Here is an 18,062-nt window from a genome sequence, read left to right as displayed (position 1 = left end):
CAATAAACCAGCTTGTGTTGAAATAGCCGCATATTCTACCCGTTCTACGCCTTCCCGCCAAACCACTGATGATACCATCGCGGTAAAACTTGATCCCGTAAGCCATGGATTTGCCAGCTATCCGGAGAAAAAACCACCGTAATTTGCCCCTGATGCGGCGTGTCGAACCACTGATAACTCTGTTTTCGGTAGCGCTGAATCACTTTGGTTGATGGCATGCGCCATGCGTTATAGCGCGAAGCGGAAGCCAGCGCAGCTTCTCCGCCAACGCTCTGCAGCAGGGCGATTCCCGACGAGGTATTACTGCCGTGGTGGGGGACCTGGATAAGTGTAGACGTAAGATGCTGCCAGTAGCGGCTAATCATCGCCCGTTCCGCAGGCGTTTCGATATCCCCGGTCAGCAGAATACTGTGTTTACCGTCATCAATACGCACCACGCACGAGCGATTATTCCCCTGCGCTGTCGCTCCAGGCAGCGGCCAGAGCGCGCGAAAGGTTAAACCCCGCCACTGCCAGGTTTCTCCGCGCTGGCAGGCTAAATGACCCTCCCAGCCTAAAGGGCTTCGCACCCATATCCGGGGCCACACCTTTAACACCGAATTTAGCCCGCCGCGGTGATCGAGATGCTCGTGGCTGAGAACGACGCCTTCAAGCTGCAAATGATGCCAGCGTAGCCAGGGAATAATGATCTGCTGACCGCTGTCTCCCTCGGGCCAGGCCAGGCCGGTATCATAGAGAAGCGCCGCGCCCTCGCGTTCAATCACCATTGCCAGCCCCTGCCCGACATCCAGCATGGTGACTCGCCATTCGTTAGCAGCCGTACTCCGCCAGAAGGGCCAGCTCAATAGCCCGAGAAATGCTAAACAAAACGCGGGCAACGTGCGCCACGCATGAAAACGCCAGACGATTAACGCCAGCCACGGCAGCAAGCTTATCCCAAGCCAGCGCGCATCCAGCGCCAGCCAGCCGGGCGGCAGCTGTCGTAAGAACCAGAATAGCGCGGCCAGAACACGGTCCGCCGATTGCCAGACTGCCATCTCAATGATAAACGGCGCGCAGAGGTGTAAAAACATCGCGGTCAGAATTAGCGGGACAACGACAAAGGTCACCAGCGGCACGGCAATCAAGTTGGCCAGCACGGACGTCAGGCTGATGCCGTGAAAAAGTGCGATCTGTAGAGGAGCAAGTAAAAACATTAAGCCGATCTGCAGATGACATAACGCGAGGCTTTGACGCAGTAGCCCGCTCCTTTTGCCGCCCGGCATCGGCGCCAGCTGATACCAGAAGATAAGCGCCGCAACGGCAAACGCGGAAAGCCAGAGGCTTTCGGACAACACCGCCAGCGGATCGGCAAACAGTATTGCGCCAATGCAGCAGACCCATAGCTGCCATGGCGACCAGCGTTTTCCGGATAGCCGCAGCGCGCAGCCGGCGGCCAGCGCGACGCAGGTGCGCAACGCGGGTGGCTGCATACCGGTCAGCCCGGCGTAAAAAATCGCGCTCGCCAGGCCAACGAGCAGCGGCGCCCGCCAGCCAAGCCAGCGGCACGGGAGAAAAAACTGCACACCTCTGAGCAGCAACCAGCCCAATGAAGCCCCTAGCGCGATATGTAAGCCAGAAATCGCCATCAGGTGCGATGTCCCGGTTTCCTGCATCAGGGTCTTTATCTCTCGCGGTATCGCCAGACGCTCCCCCATACCTAACCCTAGCATCACCGATTGCCACGGCAACGCGTTCAGCGTTTGATTCAGCGAAGCAAGATAACGCGCCCGCAAACTACAGGTCCGCACCCGAACGTCAGCGGTGATAAAGCGTCCGGTTAACGGACGATGCTGCGACAATGCATGACGCTGGCTATCAAACCCGCCATCGTTGAGCTGTCCGTGTACCGGACGCGCGCGCAGCGTCATCGCCCAAACCTGACCTGCGCAGGGCGTTTCTGGCAGGTAGCTGCCGTAGAGGCTAATCCCTGGCGCAGGAAACAGCCGTCGCCCATCCAGACGGATAATCTTCCCCTGATGCGTTGTCTGCCCGTCCGTTGCGGTTAGCTCAACGTCAACCTGGCGATTCCTGTCCGTTAACCTCTCCGTCGGCCACAGCACCTCGCCTGCGCTGAGGGCTCCCCAGACAAAAAACAGCGTTATCAATGCTGCGTATTGCGCAGGTCTGCGTCGACATTGCGCAATGAGTAGCGCCAGGGCCATGAGCCCCCAGATAACCCTCCGCCCGGGCAGTACTGGCAGCCAGAGCAGCGGCAGAATACCGATAATCACACAGCCGGCAAGTTGTGGTAAACGCATTAGCACCTCCCTGTCAGAGGGAGTGTTACGCTAAACGGGGAGTGTGTCGCCAGGCAAGGAAAGGAACTGCGCCGCGCCATCCGCAAAATCTACCGCGTTAACGCAACAGAACCCGCGTTTTGTGAGGTCACTTCAAAGAGAGATTTAAAGGCATAAAAAAAGCACCCGAAGGTGCTTTTTTAACGTTTAAGTATGTTGTCACCGATCGGCGAAACTTACTCTTCGTAAATATTGGCGCGGTCGCGTAATTCTTTGCCCGGCTTAAAGTGGGGAACGTATTTACCTTCCAGTTCAACTTTATCGCCAGTCTTTGGGTTACGCCCGGTGCGGGGTGCTCGATAATGCAGAGAGAAGCTGCCGAAACCGCGGATTTCAATGCGCTCGCCTTGAGCAAGCGTTGAGGCCATATGCTCCAGCATTTCTTTAACAGCATCTTCCACTGCTTTCGCAGGAATGTGAGATTGCTGGCTGGCAAGTCTTTCTATCAATTCTGACTTGGTCATTATTCCTCCGGTTTCCTTCAAGGCAAAATTAGCTAACAGCTTAAACAAGGGCGGCCGTAGCCGCCCTTTGTGCTTGATTACAGGACGAATCCTGCAATCTGTCAAGTAAACTCGTCGTAATTCAGGTTGTTGTAACCCGAAAGACTAAGATTACTCGCCTTTAGCTGCTTTGAAAGCTTCAGCCATTGCGTTGTTGGAGAAGTTTGCATCTTCCTGTTTGTTAACAGTTGCGATTGCATCTTTCTCGTCAGCTTCGTCTTTCGCACGAACAGACAGGCTGATTGCGCGGTTTTTACGATCAACGCCGGTGAATTTAGCTTCAACGTCGTCGCCAACGCTCAGAACCAGAGTTGCATCTTCAACGCGGTCACGGGAAGCTTCAGAAGCGCGCAGGTAACCTTCAACGCCGTCAGCCAGCTCTACGGTTGCGCCTTTAGCGTCAACTGCAGTGACTTTACCGTTTACGATTGCGCCTTTCTTGTTCAGTGCAACCCAGTTGTTGAACGGATCTTCTGCGAGCTGTTTAACGCCCAGAGAGATACGCTCGCGCTCTGCGTCAACCTGCAGAACAACTGCTGCGATTTCGTCGCCTTTTTTGTATTCACGAACTGCTTCTTCGCCTGCAACGTTCCAGGAGATGTCAGACAGGTGAACCAGGCCATCGATGCCGCCGTCCAGGCCGATGAAGATACCGAAGTCAGTGATAGACTTGATTTTACCTTCAACACGGTCGCCCTTGTTGTGGGTTTCCGCGAACTGCTGCCATGGGTTGTTTTTGCACTGCTTCAGGCCCAGGGAGATACGGCGACGTTCTTCGTCGATATCCAGAACCATAACTTCCACTACATCGCCAACGTTAACAACTTTGGACGGGTGGATGTTTTTGTTGGTCCAGTCCATTTCGGAAACGTGAACCAGGCCTTCAACGCCTTCTTCGATTTCAACGAAGCAGCCGTAGTCGGTCAGGTTGGTCACGCGACCGGTCAGTTTGGTACCTTCCGGATAACGCTTAGCGATAGCTACCCACGGATCTTCGCCCAGCTGTTTCAGGCCAAGAGATACACGAGTACGTTCGCGGTCGAACTTCAGCACTTTAACAGTGATTTCGTCGCCAACGTTTACGATTTCGCTCGGATGCTTAACGCGTTTCCATGCCATATCGGTAATGTGCAGCAGGCCGTCAACGCCGCCCAGATCAACGAATGCACCGTAGTCAGTGAGGTTCTTAACGATACCTTTAACTTCCATGCCTTCCTGCAGGTTTTCCAGCAGCTGATCGCGCTCTGCGCTGTTTTCGGATTCGATAACGGCACGACGAGAAACAACAACGTTGTTACGTTTCTGGTCCAGCTTGATGACTTTGAATTCAAGCTCTTTGCCTTCCAGGTGCAGCGTATCGCGCACCGGACGAACGTCTACCAGGGAGCCCGGCAGGAACGCACGAATACCATTCAGCTCAACAGTGAAGCCACCTTTAACTTTGCCGTTGATAATACCGACTACAGTTTCAGCGTCTTCGTAAGCTTTTTCCAGCGTGATCCAAGCTTCGTGACGTTTAGCTTTCTCACGGGACAGCAGGGTTTCACCGAAGCCGTCTTCTACTGCATCCAGAGCAACGTCAACTTCGTCACCAACCTGGATTTCCAGCTCGCCCTGGGCGTTTTTGAACTGCTCTGCCGGAATGGCAGACTCAGATTTCAGACCGGCGTCAACCAGTACTACGTCTTTGTCGATAGCAACAACAACACCACGAACGATGGAACCCGGACGGGTTTCGATTGTTTTTAAGGATTCTTCAAATAGTTGAGCAAAAGATTCAGTCATGTTTAATCTTCAGGTTTCATATTTAACGTCCACCTGGCTCCATGCCGGATGGGGTTGTTTAACATACCCGCTAACACTCCATTGCTGCGGGGGTACTGCTATAATTCGGAGGCTGTTGTGCTTTATCGATAAGACGATTAAGCGGAAGCCAGTTTTTCGCGCGCATAGTGTAGCGCTTTTTCAATCACTTGCTCAATGTTTAGTTCTGTTGAATCAAGAACTAAAGCATCGGCAGCCGGGATCAGCGGCGCGACTGTACGATTGCGATCGCGATCGTCGCGCTCTTTTATCTCGGATAAAAGGCGATCAAAGTTAACACTAAAGCCCTTCTCCTGCAACTGAAGCATGCGGCGATGAGCACGTTCCTCCGCGGAGGCGTCAAGGAAAATTTTCACCTGCGCATCAGGGAATACGACGGTGCCCATATCGCGTCCGTCGGCGATCAGGCCTGGCAATTCGCGAAAGGCCCGCTGGCGGCGCAGCAACGCTTCACGCACGCGGGGAAAAGCCGCCACTTTAGAGGCCGTGTTGGCAACATCCTGAGTGCGAATCTCAGCGCTAACGTCCTCCCCCTCCAGCACCACTTCCAGGCTACCGTTAGTGGAGACAAAACGAACATCCAGGTGCGCAGCCAGCGGCACCAGCGCCTCTTCGGATTCAACATCCACATGATGATGTAGCGCAGCGAGAGCAAGCACGCGATAAATCGCCCCAGAGTCGAGCAGATGCCAGCCCAGCGTTTCTGCCATTGCCTTGCATAAGGTGCCTTTGCCCGCACCGCCAGGCCCATCAATGGTGATTACCGGAACTGTTGCCGTCATCTTTTTCTCCTTCAGCAAGGCGCATCAATATATAAACGCCGCGCATTATACGCATCTCTTCAACGGAAAGTGAGCATTGCTTGTAAATTACGGATAACAGGAAATCTCCTGTGGAAGAATTGTGCAATTATAGCGGGCTGACAGAGCAACAGCCCGGAAGATGATGCCGTTTTACCGTTAATCTGCGGCGATGCCAGCGCGAATGTACTGCGCCAGGGCTTGCCGATTTAACTCGCGGGCATAAAAAAACGCCGACACGATGGCCGGCGTTTTTACCTTAAACGCGCGTTATTCAGGCCAGCGTACTGATTCGCGCCAGCTGCTCAAAGTAGTCCGGGAACGTTTTCGCCGTACACTTCGGGTCAAGGATGGTGACCGGCGTATCGGAAAGCGCCACCAGCGAGAAGCACATTGCCATACGGTGGTCATTATAGGTGCCGATCTCAGCAAACTGGAGCTTCGCGGGCGGAGTAATGCGGATGTAATCCTCCCCCTCTTCCACCTCTGCCCCCACTTTACGCAGCTCCGTGGCCATCGCAAACAGACGATCGGTCTCTTTGACACGCCAGTTATAGATGTTGCGCAGCGTCGTGGTGCCCTTCGCGAACAGGGCCGCCGTGGCGATGGTCATCGCCGCATCCGGAATATGATTCATATCCATATCGATGGCGTTCAGTTCACCATGGGTGCAGGCAATGAAGTCATCGCCCCAGGTGATGGTTGCGCCCATTTTTTCCAGCACATCGGCAAAACGGATATCGCCCTGGACGCTGTTGCGGCCGATACCGGTGACTTTCACCGTTCCGCCCTTAATCGCGCCGGCGGCGAGGAAGTAGGATGCCGAGGAGGCATCGCCTTCAACCAGGTAGTCGCCCGGCGAGCGGTAGTGTTGATTGCCGCGTACGATAAAACGCTGGTAAGACTGATTTTCAACCTCAACGCCAAAGGTTTTCATCAGGTGCAGCGTAATATCAATATAAGGTTTGGAAACCAGATCGCCTTTAATCGCGATGACGGTATCCTGAGGCGCCAGCGGGGCGGTCATCAGGAGCGCGGTCAGAAACTGGCTGGAAACGCTGCCGTCCACTTCAACCTGGCCGCCGCTGAAACCGCCGCGCAGGCGCAGCGGCGGGTAGTTTTCCTGCTCCAGGTAATCAATCTGCGCCCCGCCCTGACGCAGCGCGTCAACCAGGTGGCCAATCGGCCGCTCTTTCATTCGCGGCTCGCCGGTCAGCACAATATCGTTACGGCCTAAACATAACGCCGCCGCCAGCGGACGCATCGCCGTTCCGGCATTACCGAGGAACAGTTCTAATGCTTCAGCCGCCTCCAGAGGGCCGCCGTTGCCGGTGACTTCACAGCGGGTACGATCGGAAGACAGGGTGTAATGAACTCCCAGCGCGCTCAGGGCATTCAGCATGTGGCGTACATCGTCGCTATCCAGCAGGTTGGTCAGCACCGTCGTGCCGCGGGCCAAAGCCGCCAGCAGCAAGGCACGGTTAGAGACACTCTTGGACCCGGGCAGGTTAATCGTGCCATCTACGCGTGCGATGGGTTGTAACGTCAGGGATTCCATTAAACTCAACTCTCAAACAAACAGAATAAAAACCCCGCAGACCGGCTGCGGGGATGAAAAAACGCGGCGCGATTAACCGTGACGGCGTTCGAAGTCCTGCATAAAGTCGGTCAGCGCCTTCACGCCCGCCAGCGGCATGGCGTTATAAATGGAAGCACGCATGCCGCCCACGACGCGGTGGCCCTTCAGCGCATGCAAACCTGCGGCAAAGGACTCTTCGAGGAACAGTTTATCAAGCGCGCTGTCCGCCAGCTGGAACGGCACGTTCATGCGCGAGCGGTTCGCCGCAGCGACATCGTTGCGATAGAAACCGCTGTTATCGATGGTGCTATAAAGCAGGTCGGCTTTCTGCTGGTTGATTTTATCCATAGCGGCAACGCCGCCCTGCTCTTTCAGCCATTTAAACACCAGACCTGACAGGTACCAGGCAAACGTCGGCGGCGTGTTAAACATGGAGTCATTGGCGGACAGGATGGAGTAATCAAGAATCGACGGGCAGGCTACGCTGGCTTTACCCAGCAGATCTTCGCGCACAATAATCAGCGTCAGACCTGCGGGACCGATGTTTTTCTGCGCGCCCGCGTAGATCACGCCATAGCGGCTGACGTCAATTTCACGGGATAAAATCGTCGATGACAAATCCGCCGTGACGACCACATCGTCGCCAAAGTTTGGCGCTTCTTCAATGGCAATACCGTCAATGGTTTCGTTCGGGCAGTAGTGCAGATAGGCCGCGCCAGGGGTCAGCTGCCATTCGCTCATCGGCTTAACCGCGCGCAGGCCGTCAACGGTGATTTTGGCGTCGATCACGTTCGGCGTGCAGTATTTATGCGCTTCTTTTACCGCGCTGGCCGCCCAGTAGCCGGCATCGACGTAGTCGGCAACGGTTTTATCGCCAAGCAGGTTCAGCGGGATACCGGCAAACTGTCCGCGACCGCCGCCGTGGCAGAATAAAACTTTATAGTTGAAAGGAATATTGAGCAGGGAGCGAAAATCCTGTTCCGCTTCTTCAGCCACCTTAATGAACTCTTTACCACGGTGGCTGATTTCCATCACCGACGTCCCCAAACCGTTCCAGTCGCACAGTTCCTTTTGTGCCAGTTTGAGTACTTCCGCCGGCAGCATTGCCGGGCCTGAACTGAAGTTATAGACCTGAGCCATTTCCCCTCACCACTTGCTATGTTATTTACCCGCGAACCGTCGCGGGCATAAGTTATTCCTGTGGCTATCGGTTTTATCATTCAGTGACACGCACCGCAATGGCTAAAACTGAGCGTCGGGGAAATGCGGCCTCGCTCACACAAAAGAATCTGCCAGCTTGACGTCATAAAACCGACATAATTGCTGTCAGGTGACTCTTTTTGCCCGGCTGACCTTCGACCATTCTGCATTTGCGCAGCGAGGGCATAATTGTTTATCCCCGGCTCGTAGCGTAAGGATTGCGCTACAGCGAACGCAGGCATACTCGTCGTCCCGGGGTATCGTGGTAAAACGATCGGTAAAGCGGGAAGGAAGAATGGAGAGTCCGGCTTTAACATCGTCATCCTCATAGAAATAGAGGCTGATCTGCCCGTTGGTTTCCAGAATAGCCAGCCGCACCTGCCCCAGTTGCTCAACCCCGCTGATTCGCAGCTCCATAAAAAACTCAAATTCGGTCATGTTTTCCGCCTGCAGTTTCTCCCAGGCCAGCTCGCCGTTTTCCACAACAATAATCGGCTTACCCTCCAGCAGATCCTCCAGTTTTTCGCTATGCCCCATCAGCCACATAATCAATCGGTACAGCAGGGCCAGAGTGATAAAAACCGCCAGTACCGGCAGCATCGGAACGTCATCATAGAATGCGACGTCGCCCGCGGCCGAACCGAGGGTCAAAATGATGAGCACTTCGAACAGTGACATCTGACGAACGCCCCGCCGCCCGGTTATCTTGAGAAAAATAAATACCAGTACGAAGGTGTAGAGGCTCCGTAATGCCACCTCGGCCAGAAATTCCACGGGCACTTTATCCAGTGCCATACGATGCCAGTCAAATGTCTTCATGATTAACGCCTGAACAGTTATTGAGTGACATAAGCATAGCCAGACGATGGAGATAGCACCCGTCATCTAAAACCCGTATCATTGCGCGCTTTACGTACGATAAAAGTGACTGCCATGACTCAAACATTTATTCCCGGCAAAGATGCCGCCCTGGAAGATTCCATCGCTCGCTTCCAGCAGAAGTTGCACGACCTCGGATTCGATATTGAAGAGGCCTCATGGCTCAACCCGGTTCCGCACGTCTGGTCAGTGCATATCCGCGATAAAGAGTGCGCCCTGTGCTTCACCAACGGCAAAGGCGCCACCAAAAAAGCCGCGCTGGCCTCCGCGCTCGGAGAGTACTTTGAGCGTCTCTCGACCAACTATTTCTTTGCCGACTTCTGGCTGGGCGAGACTATCGCCAACGGTCCCTTCGTTCACTATCCGAATGAAAAATGGTTCCCGTTAACCGACGATGACGAAGTACCGGAAGGCCTGCTGGATACCCGCCTGCGCGCGTTCTACGATCCTGACGATCAGTTAACCGCCAGCATGCTGGTCGATCTGCAGTCAGGGAATGACGATCGCGGCGTCTGCGGTCTGCCGTTCACCCGCCAGTCTGATGGTGAAACGGTCTATATTCCGATGAATATTGTCGGCAACCTGTACGTTTCTAACGGGATGTCCGCGGGCAACACCCGCAACGAAGCCCGCGTTCAGGGCCTCTCAGAAGTGTTCGAACGGCATATTAAAAACCGCATTATCGCCGAAAGCATCAGCCTGCCGGAGATCCCGGCGGAGGTAATGGCACGCTATCCGGGCGTAGTAGAATCGATCAATAAGCTGGAGGCCGAAGGTTTCCCGATTTTCGCTTATGACGGTTCGCTCGGCGGCAAATATCCGGTTATCTGCGTCGTGCTGTTTAACCCGGCTAACGGCACCTGTTTCGCCTCTTTCGGCGCGCATCCCGATTTCGGCGTGGCGCTGGAACGTACCGTTACCGAACTGCTCCAGGGTCGCAGCCTGAAAGATCTCGACGTCTTCACGCCGCCAACCTTCGATGATGAAGAAGTCGCTGAACATGCGAACCTTGAAACGCACTTTATCGATTCCAGCGGCCTGATCTCCTGGGATATGTTTAAGCAGGATGCCGACTACCCGTTCGTGGACTGGAGTTTCTCCGGAACCACGGAGGAAGAGTTCGCCACCCTGATGGCTATCTTTAAACAAGAAGATAAAGAAGTTTACATCGCCGATTACGAACACCTGAGCGTCTACGCCTGCCGAATCATTGTCCCGGGCATGTCTGATATTTATCCGGCGGAAGACCTCTGGCTGGCGAATAACAGCATGGGCGCGCCTCTGCGGGAAACGATTCTTTCCCTGCCGGAAAGCGAGTGGGAAAAAGAAGATTATCTGGCGCTTATCGAACAAATGGATGATGAAGGCCTTGATGACTTCACCCGCGTGCGCGAACTGCTGGGTCTGGCGACCGGCAAAGACAACGGCTGGTATACGCTGCGCATTGGCGAGCTGAAAGCTATGCTCGCGCTGGCGGGCGGCGATCTCGAGCAGGCGCTAATCTGGACCGAGTGGACCATGGAGTTCAACGCCTCCATCTTTAGCGCCGAGCGCGCTAATTACTACCGCTGCCTGCAAACCCTGCTGCTGCTGAGCCAGGAAGAGGAGCGCCAGCCGCTGCAGTATCTGAACGCTTTTGTACGCATGTATGGCGCCGATGCCGTAGAAGCCGCCAGCGCCGCGCTGAGCGGAGAAGCGCCTTTCTACGGCCTGCAGGCAGTAGACAGCGACCTGCTCGCGTTCCCGGCTCATCAGTCGCTGCTGAAAGCCTACGAAAAGCTGCAGCGCGCAAAAGCAGCATTCTGGGGTAAATAAGCGCGCTTTACTGCCTGAATAACCCTATTATGGGGGCCGGCGAAGGCCCCCATTTTTATGTTTTCCGCAACCCCAAAGCCCGATTGTAGCCATAAAGTTAATTAGTGGTGAGAAATAATAAAATCCCACCGCAAATATTGTTAATTTTAATAAAAATACCCCATTTTAATTAACCGAAAAACGGGGGTAAAATGAAAATAATCAACATTATTTGTAAATTTTAAAATTTATTTTTTCATTAAAAAACAACAAATTAAGTCAACATTAAGGCAAATCCACACACTCAAAAGGCCTATAGTTCCGGTAGGATATGATCTACATCAAATTCCCTTCTATAATGCTTTGTTAGTATCTCACCGCCAACTTACATAAAGAGAGAGTTAGTGTGAAAGCTGACAACCCTTTTGATCTTTTACTCCCTGCTGCCATGGCGAAAGTCGCCGAAGAAGCGGGTGTCTATAAAGCGACAAAACATCCGATAAAGACGTTTTATCTGGCGATCACCGCAGGTGTCTTCATCTCTATCGCTTTTGTTTTCTATATTACCGCGACAACCGGCACGGCCGGGATGCCATTCGGGGTTGCCAAACTGATTGGAGGCATCTGCTTCTCACTAGGTTTGATTCTCTGCGTTATTTGCGGTGCCGACCTGTTTACCTCAACCGTTCTTATCGTTGTCGCGAAAGCCAGCGGAAGAATCACATGGGGTCAACTGGCGAAAAACTGGCTCAACGTCTATGTTGGTAACCTGATTGGTTGCTTACTCTTTGTATTGCTGATGTGGCTTTCAGGCGAATATATGACTGCCAACGGTCAATGGGGACTTAACGTTCTGCAAACCGCCGACCACAAAATGCACCATACTTTTGTTGAAGCCGTGTGCCTGGGTATCCTGGCAAACCTGATGGTCTGCCTTGCGGTATGGATGAGCTACTCCGGCCGCAGCCTGATGGATAAAGCCATGATTATGGTTTTACCGGTGGCAATGTTTGTTGCCAGCGGGTTTGAGCATAGTATCGCGAACATGTTTATGATCCCGCTGGGTATCGTTATCCGCGACTTTGCAAGCCCGGAATTCTGGACCGCTGTCGGTTCAACTCCGGAAAGTTTCTCTCACCTGACCGTCATGAACTTCATCACTGATAACCTGATTCCGGTAACTATCGGGAACATCATCGGCGGTGGTCTGCTGGTTGGGTTGACATACTGGGTCATTTACCTGCGTGGCGACGACCATCACTAAGGGTTGTTTCAGGCAGTAAATAAAAAATCCACTTAAGAAGGTAGGTGTTACATGTCCGAGCTTAATGAAAAGTTAGCCACAGCCTGGGAAGGTTTTGCGAAAGGTGACTGGCAGAACGAAGTCAACGTCCGCGACTTCATCCAGAAAAACTATACCCCGTACGAAGGTGACGAGTCCTTCCTGGCTGGCGCAACTGACGCGACCACCAAGCTGTGGGACACCGTAATGGAAGGCGTTAAACAGGAAAACCGCACTCACGCGCCTGTTGATTTTGATACTTCCCTTGCATCCACCATCACTTCTCATGACGCTGGCTACATCGAGAAAGGTCTCGAGAAAATCGTTGGTCTGCAGACTGAAGCTCCGCTGAAACGCGCGATTATCCCGTTCGGCGGCATCAAAATGGTAGAGGGTTCCTGCAAAGCGTACAATCGCGAGCTGGACCCGATGTTGAAGAAAATCTTCACTGAATACCGCAAAACTCACAACCAGGGCGTGTTTGACGTTTACACCAAAGACATCCTGAACTGCCGTAAATCTGGCGTTCTGACCGGTCTGCCGGATGCCTATGGCCGTGGTCGTATCATCGGTGACTACCGTCGCGTTGCGCTGTACGGTATCGACTTCCTGATGAAAGACAAATACGCTCAGTTCGTCTCTCTGCAAGAGAAACTGGAAAACGGCGAAGATCTGGAAGGAACTATTCGTCTGCGCGAAGAAATCTCTGAACAGCACCGTGCGCTGGGTCAGATCAAAGAAATGGCGGCAAAATACGGCTGCGATATCTCTGGTCCGGCAACCACCGCTCAGGAAGCTATCCAGTGGACCTACTTCGGCTACCTGGCTGCCGTTAAATCTCAGAACGGCGCGGCAATGTCCTTCGGTCGTACCTCCAGCTTCCTGGATATCTTCATCGAACGTGACCTGAAAGCCGGTAAAATCACCGAGCAAGACGCACAGGAAATGATTGACCACTTGGTCATGAAACTGCGTATGGTTCGTTTCCTGCGTACCCCTGAATATGATGAACTGTTCTCTGGCGACCCGATTTGGGCAACCGAATCTATCGGCGGTATGGGCGTTGACGGCCGTACTCTGGTCACCAAAAACAGCTTCCGTTTCCTGAACACCCTGTACACCATGGGGCCGTCTCCGGAGCCGAACATCACCATTCTGTGGTCTGAAAAACTGCCGCTGAGCTTCAAAAAATACGCCGCGAAAGTGTCCATCGATACCTCTTCTCTGCAGTACGAGAACGATGACCTGATGCGTCCTGACTTCAACAACGATGACTACGCTATCGCTTGCTGCGTAAGCCCGATGGTTGTTGGTAAGCAAATGCAGTTCTTCGGCGCGCGTGCTAACCTGGCGAAAACCATGCTGTACGCAATCAACGGCGGCGTTGATGAAAAACTGAAAATGCAGGTTGGTCCTAAATCTGAACCGATCAAAGGCGACGTTCTGAACTTCGACGAAGTGATGGACCGCATGGATCACTTCATGGACTGGCTGGCTAAACAGTACGTCACTGCGCTGAACATCATCCACTACATGCACGACAAGTACAGCTACGAAGCTTCCCTGATGGCGCTGCACGACCGTGATGTTATCCGCACCATGGCATGTGGTATCGCAGGTCTGTCCGTTGCGGCTGACTCCCTGTCTGCAATCAAATATGCGAAAGTTAAACCGATTCGTGACGAAAACGGTCTGGCTGTCGACTTCGAAATCGAAGGCGAATACCCGCAGTTTGGTAACAACGACTCTCGCGTCGATGATATGGCCGTTGACCTGGTTGAACGTTTCATGAAGAAAATTCAGAAACTGCACACCTACCGCAACGCTATCCCGACTCAGTCCGTTCTGACCATCACCTCTAACGTTGTGTATGGTAAGAAAACCGGTAACACCCCTGACGGTCGTCGCGCTGGCGCTCCGTTCGGACCAGGTGCTAACCCGATGCACGGCCGTGACCAGAAAGGTGCTGTTGCCTCTCTGACCTCCGTTGCAAAACTGCCGTTTGCTTACGCGAAAGATGGTATTTCTTACACCTTCTCTATCGTGCCGAACGCGCTGGGTAAAGACGACGAAGTTCGTAAAACTAACCTCGCCGGCCTGATGGATGGTTACTTCCACCACGAAGCGTCCATCGAAGGCGGTCAGCATCTGAACGTCAACGTTATGAACCGCGAAATGCTGCTCGACGCGATGGAAAACCCGGAAAAATATCCGCAGCTGACTATCCGCGTATCCGGCTACGCAGTACGTTTTAACTCCCTGACGAAAGAACAGCAGCAGGACGTTATTACTCGTACCTTCACTCAGACCATGTAATGGTATTGACTGAAATCGTACTGTAAAAAGCGTACTATAAAGGCTCCACGCAAGTGGGGCCTTTTTAGCAATATCATCCTGCCCCAGTCTCTTTTGTCTGCTGTCTATACTTTATGGATAACAGCCAAAACAGACTCGACATAGCCTTTGAGCTGTGCATCTACATAGGCCCCGGATGGGCCAAATTCGGAGATATCACCGCAATGTCAACAATTGGTCGCATTCACTCCTTTGAATCCTGTGGCACCGTCGATGGCCCGGGGATCCGCTTTATCACCTTCTTCCAGGGCTGCCTGATGCGCTGCCTCTATTGCCACAACCGCGATACCTGGGATACCCACGGCGGCAAAGAGATTACCGTTGAAGAGCTGATGAAAGAGGTGGTGACCTATCGCCACTTTATGAACGCTTCCGGCGGCGGCGTGACGGCATCCGGCGGCGAGGCTATCCTGCAGGCCGAATTTGTTCGCGACTGGTTCCGCGCCTGTAAGAAAGAAGGTATTCATACCTGTCTCGATACCAACGGCTTTGTGCGCCGCTACGACCCGGTTATTGATGAACTGCTGGAAGTCACCGATCTGGTGATGCTCGATCTCAAGCAAATGAATGATGAAATTCACCAGAATCTGGTAGGCGTCTCTAACCATCGGACGCTGGAGTTTGCCCGTTACCTGTCAAACAAAAACATCAACGTCTGGATCCGCTACGTTGTGGTTCCGGGCTGGTCCGACGATGATGATTCCGCGCATCGCCTGGGTGAGTTTACTCGTGACATGGGCAACGTCGAGAAAATCGAACTGCTGCCGTACCACGAGCTGGGCAAGCACAAATGGGTAGCCATGGGCGAAGAGTACAAGCTGGACGGCGTCCATCCGCCAAAGAAAGAGACCATGGAACGCGTGAAGGGCATTCTGGAACAGTACGGTCATAAAGTGATGTACTAAAATCCCCACCCGGTAGAGATTGCGCTACCGGGTGTTTCCCCAAAAAATCAGCGTCAGGACATAAAATATTCCGACAGCTTATTCGCCACGCTCTCAATCGAGAAAATGCGCTTCTGATGCGCTTTTCGGTATTCCGCATAGCGTTCATCCTGCTCTTCCAGGGCGCTGAGGATCCGGTCGGCCACCATCATTGCGCCGGCGATTTCCGCAAACCCCGACTCCCCTTCCCCCTGTAAAGCCACCGCCGCCTGAAGATTCCAGTCAGATAAACGGGCCAGCGGCGCAAACGTCCCGCGGGTCAGCGATAAAATTTTAACGCCCTGCTGCTTTGCCAGCGACAGGGCCTGCATCATATCCGCCGATGCCTGTTCGCTGTGAACGACGATGATGCCGGTTTTTTGACTGTCAGCCAGCAGCGGCATCGCCGCCGGATAGGAGCGATCGATAAAGCTGGCCGCCTTACCCATATTGATTAAATTCATCTGCAGGAACAACGCCACCGGCACCGCCGTGCCCACGGCATAAATAGCAATGCTGTTCAGGGTGTTAAGCCAGTCGGCCGCGGCTTTCAGCTCCTGGTTATCGACAATGGCATTACTGTCGCGAATGCTCGCCAGCACCGGCGCAATCTCTTCGCTCTCGTTGATACCGTGGTCTTCCGAGCGCGCGGCGCCCTGCTCCATCGCCAGCGCGGTTCTGAAATCCGAGAAACCTTTAAAACCAAAGGCCCGACAAAAACGGGTGATACTCCCCTCACTGGTATCAATGGAGTCGGCCAGTTCTGAAATCGTGTGATGCATCACAAAGTCAGGATTTTCCGTAATAAAACGGCCAACTTTCTCCAGTATCGGGCTTAGCCCTGAAGCTCCGTTTCTTATGCTTATCAACAAGTTATTGTCTATCTGGCTCATGTTTTGCCTTATTTGCTCAAAATGCAAACACAGTCACATCTTTCGTCCTGCCGCAAAGATAATAATTATTATCTCATACAAATAAATAAAAATAATTATTTTTACAAACAGGAGAACATCGCATGAAAGGTCTCATAGTCTGTCGTACCGGTATGGGCAGCTCCTTAATGCTCAAAATCAAAGCACAAAAAATCATCGACAAGCACGGCTGGAATATCGAGCTGGAGCACGACGTCCTCTCAGGGTTACGCACCTGGCGAGATATTGATTTTGTCATCACTATGCGCGATCTCACCGACGAAGTCGAAGCCGCCGGATTCAGAGCGGTCGGCATCACCGACCTGATGAACAGTGAAGAGATGGAGTCTGCACTCACCGACATCGTTCAAAGCAACTAACCTCTCCCGGAGGCAATATGGATTTCCTCAGATTTATTGTATTCGACATTCTGGGCGTAACCCCACTTTTAGTTGGCTTTATTGCATTAATCGGCCTGTTAATCCAACGCAAGCCGATTGAAAAAGTCCTTTCCGGCACCTTCAAAACCATCGTCGGCTTTCTGGTTTTTGCCGGCGGCGCCGGTCTGGCAGTCACTTCCCTGGGTAACTTTCAGACCTTATTCAGCGATGGCTTTGGCCTGAAGGGCGTCATGCCGCTGGCAGAAGCGCTAACCGGACTGGCGCAAACCAAATTCGCCATGTGCGTGTCGCTAATCATGGTGATTGGTTTTGGCTGGAACCTGTTTTTTGCCCGCGTGACGCCGTTTAAATATATCTTTCTTACCGGGCAACATAATCTTTATCTCTCCGCGCTGCTTACCGTAACGCTGAAGGCGCTGGGCTACAGCGACATGACGACCATCATTGTCGGCTCCGTGCTGCTGGGTCTCGCCGCCTGCCTCTATCCGGCCATTGCGCAGCCGTGGATGCGAAAGATAACCGGTAATGATGAGATCGCGATGGGGCACTACGTCACGCTGGCCTACGCCGCCTCCGGCTGGATTGGCGCAAAGGTCGGCGATCCGAAACAATCCACCGAAAAGCTGAACCTTCCCGGCTGGCTGGGGATCTTTAAAGATTACATCGTCTCGGTGTCGATCTCGGTGAGCATCTTCTACTACATCGCCGCGCTCGCTGCCGGAAAAGCCGCGGTCACCGCAGCGGCAGGCGGGATGCACTGGCTGGTTTACCCGCTCTTTCAGTCTCTGACCTTTACCGCTTCGCTGTACATCATCATTACCGGCGTACGCCTGCTGCTGTCAGAAATTGTTCCGGCCTTCCTCGGCATCTCGGAGAAGTTTATTCCTAACGCCAAACCCGCGCTCGACTGCCCGGTGGTCTTCCCCTACGCCCCGACCGCCACCGTGCTGGGGTTTATCTCTTCGTTTGTCGGCGGGCTGGTGGTGATGGGCTTTCTGGCGATCCTTGGCCAAACCGTGATTATCCCGGTAGCCATTCCCTACTTCTTCATTGGCGCGACCGCAGCGGTATTTGGTAATGCCTCCGGCGGCTGGAAAGGCGCGATTGCCGGAAGCTTTATCACCGGGATCCTGATCGGCATCGGCCCGGCGCTGATTTACCCGATTATGGAATCCGTCGGTCTTTCAGGCACCAGCTTCCCGGAAACCGACTTCGTCGCTCTGGGTCTGGTCGTGTACTACATCGGTAAAATGCTGCCCTAAGAAGGAATGA

Annotated in this window: 14 protein-coding genes; 6 read left to right on the top strand and 8 right to left on the bottom strand. The window is 53.4% G+C overall.

Annotated elements, in window-relative coordinates:
• Positions 1-44: 44 nt before the first annotated feature.
• From BJF97_RS10350 to BJF97_RS10320, 7 genes are all read right to left on the bottom strand, one after another.
• Positions 45-2,300 (bottom strand): ComEC family protein, encoded by a 2,256-nt coding sequence (locus BJF97_RS10350; RefSeq protein ID WP_032694244.1) that lies wholly within the window; start codon positions 2,298-2,300, stop codon positions 45-47.
• A 215-nt stretch (positions 2,301-2,515) separates the two neighbouring features.
• Positions 2,516-2,803, bottom strand: a complete 288-nt coding sequence (gene ihfB, locus BJF97_RS10345; RefSeq protein ID WP_004100704.1) for an integration host factor subunit beta — start codon at positions 2,801-2,803, stop codon at positions 2,516-2,518.
• Between the two features lie 150 nt (positions 2,804-2,953).
• A complete protein-coding gene (gene rpsA / locus BJF97_RS10340) occupies positions 2,954-4,627 on the bottom strand; it encodes a 30S ribosomal protein S1 (RefSeq protein WP_004100702.1) in 1,674 nt (557 codons plus the stop codon).
• 137 nt (positions 4,628-4,764) lie between these two features.
• Entirely contained in the window at positions 4,765-5,448 is a 684-nt protein-coding gene (gene cmk, locus BJF97_RS10335) for a (d)CMP kinase (protein WP_004849475.1), read from the bottom strand.
• Between the two features lie 292 nt (positions 5,449-5,740).
• A complete protein-coding gene (gene aroA / locus BJF97_RS10330; RefSeq protein WP_032694245.1) occupies positions 5,741-7,024 on the bottom strand; it encodes a 3-phosphoshikimate 1-carboxyvinyltransferase in 1,284 nt (427 codons plus the stop codon).
• Between the two features lie 72 nt (positions 7,025-7,096).
• Positions 7,097-8,185 (bottom strand): 3-phosphoserine/phosphohydroxythreonine transaminase, encoded by a 1,089-nt coding sequence (gene serC, locus BJF97_RS10325; RefSeq protein WP_032694246.1) that lies wholly within the window; start codon positions 8,183-8,185, stop codon positions 7,097-7,099.
• Positions 8,186-8,371: 186 nt separating this feature from the next.
• Positions 8,372-9,064, bottom strand: coding sequence for a DUF421 domain-containing protein (locus tag BJF97_RS10320; protein ID WP_014228639.1), 693 nt, complete (start codon positions 9,062-9,064; stop codon positions 8,372-8,374).
• 114 nt (positions 9,065-9,178) lie between these two features.
• Between BJF97_RS10320 and ycaO the strand changes: the two genes are divergently transcribed.
• The 4 genes from ycaO (at position 9,179) to pflA (ending at position 15,460) form a co-directional block, all read left to right on the top strand.
• Complete coding sequence (gene ycaO, locus BJF97_RS10315) at positions 9,179-10,939, top strand: 30S ribosomal protein S12 methylthiotransferase accessory factor YcaO (RefSeq protein ID WP_014228638.1); 1,761 nt, start codon at positions 9,179-9,181, stop codon at positions 10,937-10,939.
• Between the two features lie 385 nt (positions 10,940-11,324).
• Entirely contained in the window at positions 11,325-12,182 is an 858-nt protein-coding gene (gene focA, locus BJF97_RS10310) for a formate transporter FocA (RefSeq protein WP_004849465.1), read from the top strand.
• A 51-nt stretch (positions 12,183-12,233) separates the two neighbouring features.
• Positions 12,234-14,516: a formate C-acetyltransferase gene (gene pflB / locus BJF97_RS10305; protein WP_014228637.1), complete on the top strand. Its 2,283-nt coding sequence runs from the start codon at positions 12,234-12,236 to the stop codon at positions 14,514-14,516.
• 203 nt (positions 14,517-14,719) lie between these two features.
• The gene (pflA, locus tag BJF97_RS10300; protein ID WP_004871674.1) at positions 14,720-15,460 is read left to right on the top strand and encodes a pyruvate formate lyase 1-activating protein; all 741 of its coding nucleotides are present in this window, start codon (positions 14,720-14,722) and stop codon (positions 15,458-15,460) included.
• 53 nt (positions 15,461-15,513) lie between these two features.
• Here pflA and BJF97_RS10295 read toward each other — a convergent pair whose 3' ends face one another.
• Positions 15,514-16,371, bottom strand: coding sequence for a MurR/RpiR family transcriptional regulator (locus tag BJF97_RS10295; protein WP_032694247.1), 858 nt, complete (start codon positions 16,369-16,371; stop codon positions 15,514-15,516).
• 122 nt (positions 16,372-16,493) lie between these two features.
• Between BJF97_RS10295 and BJF97_RS10290 the strand changes: the two genes are divergently transcribed.
• Complete coding sequence (locus BJF97_RS10290) at positions 16,494-16,769, top strand: PTS sugar transporter subunit IIB (RefSeq protein ID WP_014228635.1); 276 nt, start codon at positions 16,494-16,496, stop codon at positions 16,767-16,769.
• A 17-nt stretch (positions 16,770-16,786) separates the two neighbouring features.
• Positions 16,787-18,052 carry a PTS ascorbate transporter subunit IIC gene (locus BJF97_RS10285; RefSeq protein ID WP_014228634.1) on the top strand — a complete coding sequence of 422 codons (1,266 nt, stop codon included), beginning with the start codon at positions 16,787-16,789 and terminating at the stop codon, positions 18,050-18,052.
• Positions 18,053-18,062 lie beyond the last annotated feature (10 nt).

This window comes from Klebsiella sp. LTGPAF-6F (assembly GCF_001753185.1).
GTDB classification, from domain to species: domain Bacteria; phylum Pseudomonadota; class Gammaproteobacteria; order Enterobacterales; family Enterobacteriaceae; genus Klebsiella; species Klebsiella michiganensis.
The sequence above is the reverse complement of the archived record's forward strand: the minus strand, read 5'-3'. Positions and strand labels throughout refer to the sequence as shown.